The organism is Pseudomonas sp. LSJ-87 (genome assembly GCF_032971465.1).
Classification (GTDB): Bacteria; Pseudomonadota; Gammaproteobacteria; order Pseudomonadales; family Pseudomonadaceae; genus Aquipseudomonas; species Aquipseudomonas putida_Z.
Genome location: NZ_JAWJYQ010000079.1, coordinates 1 through 5295, shown reverse-complemented (window position 1 = coordinate 5295; position 5295 = coordinate 1). Strand labels below are relative to the sequence as shown.

The 5295-nt window shown below is 65.4% G+C and carries 5 protein-coding genes; 2 read left to right on the top strand and 3 right to left on the bottom strand.

All coding sequences use genetic code 11. From position 1 onward, the window contains the following. Positions 1 to 48 precede the first annotated feature (48 nt). From RYH74_RS25870 to RYH74_RS25860, 3 genes are all read right to left on the bottom strand, one after another. Positions 49 to 885 carry a bifunctional allantoicase/(S)-ureidoglycine aminohydrolase gene (locus RYH74_RS25870; protein WP_013972924.1) on the bottom strand — a complete coding sequence of 279 codons (837 nt, stop codon included), beginning with the start codon at positions 883 to 885 and terminating at the stop codon, positions 49 to 51. 106 nt (positions 886 to 991) lie between these two features. Further along, positions 992 to 2383, bottom strand: a complete 1392-nt coding sequence (locus tag RYH74_RS25865; protein ID WP_123085029.1) for an LLM class flavin-dependent oxidoreductase — start codon at positions 2381 to 2383, stop codon at positions 992 to 994. 16 nt (positions 2384 to 2399) lie between these two features. Then, entirely contained in the window at positions 2400 to 3380 is a 981-nt protein-coding gene (locus RYH74_RS25860) for an aliphatic sulfonate ABC transporter substrate-binding protein (RefSeq protein WP_025338898.1), read from the bottom strand. A gap of 196 nt (positions 3381 to 3576) precedes the next feature. Here RYH74_RS25860 and RYH74_RS25855 point away from each other — a divergent pair, with 196 nt between their 5' ends. After that, positions 3577 to 4461 (top strand): hypothetical protein, encoded by an 885-nt coding sequence (locus tag RYH74_RS25855; RefSeq protein WP_085616944.1) that lies wholly within the window; start codon positions 3577 to 3579, stop codon positions 4459 to 4461. A 139-nt stretch (positions 4462 to 4600) separates the two neighbouring features. Continuing rightward, positions 4601 to 5284, top strand: coding sequence for a TetR/AcrR family transcriptional regulator (locus tag RYH74_RS25850; protein WP_025338900.1), 684 nt, complete (start codon positions 4601 to 4603; stop codon positions 5282 to 5284). The last annotated feature ends 11 nt before the right edge of the window (positions 5285 to 5295 follow it).

Sequence of the window (5295 nt, the reverse complement as noted above, 5' to 3'; positions counted from 1 at the left end):
TGGGAGCGGCCTTGTGTCGCGAAAGGGGCGCAGAGCGCCCCCAATGCATCAACGCTTAGGGTTGAGCGTCAGGTGCACGTGACGGTTCACGTCCTTGTACAGCAGGTAGCTGAACTTGCCTGGGCCGCCGGCGTAGCAGGCTTGCGGGCAGAAGGCGCGCAGCCACATGAAGTCGCCGGCTTCCACTTCGACCCAGTCCTGGTTCAGGCGGTACACCGCCTTGCCTTCCAGCACGTACAGGCCGTGTTCCATCACGTGGGTCTCGGCGAACGGGATCACGCCGCCCGGCTGGAAGGTGACGATGTTCACGTGCATGTCGTGGCGCATGTCGGCCATGTCGACGAAGCGGGTGGTGACCCAGCGGCCTTCGGTGCCCGGCATCTCGATGACGGTGGCGTTGTCACGGTGGGTGACGAACGACTCGGGAACGTCCAGGCCTTCGACCTTCTGGTAGTGCTTGCGCAGCCAGTGGAAGGTGACGTTGGACTTGCTGTTGTTACGCAGGCTCCACTCGGCGCCCGGGGCCAGGAAGGCGTAGCCGCCAGGTACCAGGGTGTGGTGCTTGCCTTCGACGGTGATGTCCAGTTCGCCTTCGACGATGAACACCACGGCTTCGGCGTTCGGGTCCAGCTCAGGGCGCTCGCTGCCGCCTTCCGGGGCCACTTCGACGATGTACTGGGAGAAGGTTTCGGCAAAACCGGTCAGCGGGCGGGCGATGACCCACATGCGCATCTTGTCCCAGAACGGCAGGTGGCTGGTGACGATGTCACGCATCACGCCCTTGGGGATGACGGCATAGGCTTCTGTGAACATGGCACGGTCAGTCAGCAGCTCGGTCTGAGCCGGGTGCCCACCGTGGGGGGCGAAGTACGAATGGTTCGACATGGACGATCTCGACTTGTTGTTCTCTCCCCATGCCGTGAACCGCACCGGCCGGTGCGGCGCAGGGGATGTGGCGACAGAATAGGGTCGAGTGTGTGCCATCCACAAATTAAATGTTGGAATACCCGGTATTTGCCGGCTGAATGCGAACCTGCCGGCCAGCGTGGCCTTCCGGCAAGCGGTCGCCCTGGCCGAACAGCTTGTGGCGCAAGGTGCCTTCGGCATAACTCAGCGGGTAGCGGCCACGGCGTTGCAGCTCCGGCACCAGCAGCTCGACCACATTTGCCAGGTCGTCCGGTTGCACTGCGTAGGTCAGGTTGAAACCATCGATGCCGGTCTGGTCCAGCCAGCTTTCCAGCTGGTCGGCCACCTCGCTGGCAGCACCCACCAGCACCGGGCCACGGCCGCCCAGGCCAACGAACTCGGCAGCCTCGCGCACGGTCCAGCGGCGGTTCGGGTCGGCGGCGGTGAAGGCGGCCAGGGCCGCGCGGCCGGCATCGTTCTCGACGTATTCGATGGGCGCATCGGGGTCGAGGCCGGCAAAGTCGATGCCGGTCCAGCCCGACAGCAGCGCCAGGGCGGCGTCAAGGTCGACATAACGGCGGTATTCGGCGAAGCGCGCCTCGGCCTCCTCCCGGGTAGGGGCGACGATCAACAGCGCCTGGGCGTAGATCAGCACCTCGTCCCGGCCACGCCCGGCCACCTCGCTGGCCTGGCGGATGCCGTCGGCGTAGCGGCGCAGTACCGTGGGCGTCGGCCCGCTGATGAACACGCATTCGGCGTGCCGCGCCGCGAACTGCTGGCCGCGTGCCGAAGCACCGGCCTGGAACAGCACCGGCGTGCGTTGCGGCGAAGGTTGGCACAGGTGCATGCCCGGCACCTGGAAGTGCTCGCCCACATGGTTGATGGGGTGCACCCGGGCGGGTTCGATATAGCGCCCGCTGTCACGCTCCAGCAGCACCGCATCGTCGTCCCAGCTTTTCTCCCAGAGCTTGTACAGCACCTGCAGGTATTCCTCGGCCAGGTCATAGCGCTGGTCGTGGCCCAGCTGGCGCGCCAGGCCCAGGTTGCGCGCGGCACTGTCGAGGTAGCCGGTGACGATGTTCCAGCCGACCCGGCCATTGCTCAGGTGGTCGAGCGTCGACATGCGCCGGGCGAACGGGTAGGGGTGTTCGTAGGTGAGCGAGAAGGTGACGCCGAAGCCCAGGTGCTCGGTAACCCCGGCCATGGCCGGCACCAGCAGCAGCGGGTCGTTGACCGGCACCTGCACGCCACCGCGCAGGGCGGCTTCGGGGCCGCCCTGGTAGACGTCGTAGATGCCCAGCACATCGGCGATGAACAGGGCATCGAACAGGCCGCGTTCGAGCAGGCGGGCCAGGTCGGTCCAGTAGCCCAGGCGGTTGAAGGCCACGCTGGTGTTGCGCGGGTGGCGCCACAGGCCGGGGGACTGGTGGCTGGCGGCATTCATGCTGAAGGCGTTGAAGCGAATCGGGCGGGGCATGGTGGGCGCGCTCCGCTCAAGGCAATACGGAAGCCGGGTAGACCGCGTCGGCCACCTGCAGCTTGCGTGGAATCAGGCCCAGGCCCTGGAAGGTATCGGCCAGCTTCTGTTGCTCGGCAACGATCTGCGGGGTAATGGCCACGGCGTTGTAGTTGCGCCGCTCGCTGGCCACTTGCAGCACGTTGGCGTTGATCCCCAGTTGCGGGGCCAGCAGCGCGGCAACTTCCGCAGGCTTGGCATTGGCCCACTGGCTGACCTTGCCCAGTTCGGCGAAGAAGGTCTTCAGCAAGGCGCGATGCTGGTCGGCGAAGCTGGCGGTGGACAGGTAGAAGGTGCGGTTGTTGGACAGGCCGCTGCCGTCGCGCAGGTTTTTCAGGCCCGGCTGGCTTTCTGCCGCGGCGAGGAACGGGTCCCACAGGGTCACGGCCTGGACGCTGCCCGATTGCAGGGCAGCCACGGCATCGGCGGCGTTGTTGACGTAGGCTGGGGTGATGTCCTGGTAGCTGAGGCCGGCCTGTTCCAGGGCAACGGCCAGCAGGTACTGGGCGTTCCAGCCGCGGCCGGTGGCCACGCGCTTGCCCTTGAGGTCTTGCACGCTGGCCAGGTGGTCCTGCTCGCGCACCACCAGGCCGATGCCGCGTGGGTAGGGTTGCTCGGCGGCCAGGTATACCACCGGCTTGCCTGCGGCCTGGGCGAACACCGAGGGTGCGTCGGCGGCATGGCCGAGGTCGATGGCGCCGGTGCTCAAGGCTTCGAGCAACTGCGGGCCGGCGGCGAACTCGTGCCAGCTGACTTTCACGCCTTGCGGTGCCAGGGCCTTCTCCAGGGCGCCGCTGCCTTTGAGGATGTTGATGCTGTTGAACTTCTGGTAACCGATGCGCAGGGTCCTGGCCTCGTCGGCCAGGGCTTGGGACCAGGGCAACAGGGTACTGGCGACACTGGCCAGCAAGCCGCCGATCAACAGGCGGCGCAAGGGGGAGAAGGCACGGGCGGGCATGGGCATTGCTCCTTGATCTGGAAGGGAAACGATGTGCCCAGACTAAGGAGGTGGCGTTTGGCTTTCAATTTTTATATTCCTGTTTGTTAGATTGTTTTGTTATTTTTATATCCTTTTGTTTTGTAATGGTTGGTCCATTTCGACATTTTTTTCACATTCGCTTGCTAGGCTCCCCGGCATTCCCGAGGAGCCCTACATGTCGCACATCCTGCGCAAGCGCAGCACCCGCATCGCCTTGGCCGCCACCGCCGGCCTGCTCACGGCCACCCTGGGCTTCTTTGCCTGGCAGAGTTTCTACCCGGTCCAGGCCGCCTCCGGCTGGGGCGTCGAGGTGCTGCACCGCGACGTGACCAAGGCCGCGTCGCTGTTGCCGCAAGCCGATGGCAGCCTGCTGGTCAGCCGCGAACTGGACGATGGCCGTGGCAGCATCCTCAGGATCACCGCCCAAGGTGATCGGGTGGTGGTCATCGACAACCTGTCCAAGCCCGACGGCATGGTGGCGGCGCAGGGAGGCTGGGTGTTCAGCCAGGAAGGCGGATTTGCCCCGGTCAGCCTGGCCCGCGATGGCCAGGTCACGCGGCTGTTCGATGGCGAGAGCGTGCAGGGCCTGTGGAACGACGGCGAGCACCTGTACGCCATCGAGGACCGCAAGGGCAATGGCCGTTTGATGCGCTATGACTGGCGCAGCGGCCAGCTCGATGTGCTGCGCTCCGGCCTGACCGAAACCGAAGGCCTGACCCGCTGCAGCGACGGGCGTCTGCTGTATACCGAAAAGGCCAACGGCAAGGTCCGCGCCCTGTCCGACGATGGCCGGGACCCGGTGGTGGTCGATGGCCTGCGCAACCCGACGTTCCTGTTCTGCGACCAGCGCGGCCTGTGGATCAGCGAAGACAACACCCACCGGGCCCGGCTGCTGCGCATCGGCGCCGACGGCACGCGGCAGACCGTGCTGTCGTTCCTCAAGGCGCCGCAGTCGATCGTTGCCGATGGCAAGGGCGGCTACCTGCTGGCCGAAGGCGGGCGCAACCGCGTGCTGCACCTGACCCCGCCGCTGGAGCGCAATACCGCCCAGCGCGACTGACCCTGCGCCTGGCTGGGCAGGCGCCGTTTGCGGGTGGGCAGCCGCCGCGGGTGATGGCTACCCGACCAACAGCGCGCTTCCCTGCATGGCCGTGCTCGCGGATAATCCCTCCATTCCAATAAACAGCCTGTGAGTGGGTATGAGTGATTCCGTAGTCAGCCTCGGCCAGCCTGAAACCGAAGGGGGGCGCAAGACGCGCAAGAACAACCCCGAGAAAACGCGCGAGGACATCCTCCAGGCCGCCATCAACGAGTTCGTCCAGCAAGGGCTGGCCGGTGCCCGCGTCGACGCCATCGCCGAGCGCACCGCCACCTCCAAGCGCATGATCTACTACTACTTCGGCAGCAAGGAGCAGCTGTACTGCGAGTGCCTGATCAAGCTGTACGGCGACATCCGCAAGACCGAGCAAAGCCTGGACCTGGAGTCGCTGCCGGCCGAGCAGGCGATTCGCCGGCTGGTGGAGTTCACCTTCGATCACCACGACCGCAACGTCGATTTCGTGCGGATCATCTGCACCGAAAACATCCACTACGGCGAGTACGTCAAGCAGTCGCCGGCGATTCGCGAAATGAGCAGCCTGGTGCTCGAGGCCCTGGGCAGTACCTTGCGCCGTGGGGTGCAGGAAGGTGTGTTCCGCGCCGGCATCGAGGTCATCGACCTGCACATGCTGATGAGCTCGTTCTGCTTCTACCGGGTTTCGAACCGCCACACCTTTGGCGAGATCTTCCAGATCGACCTGTCCGATGAGCAGGTCAAGCTGCGTCACAAGGCCATGATCTGTGATGCGGTGTTGCGGTACATCCAGATCGAGCGCCGCCCCTGAAAGTTCTCTAG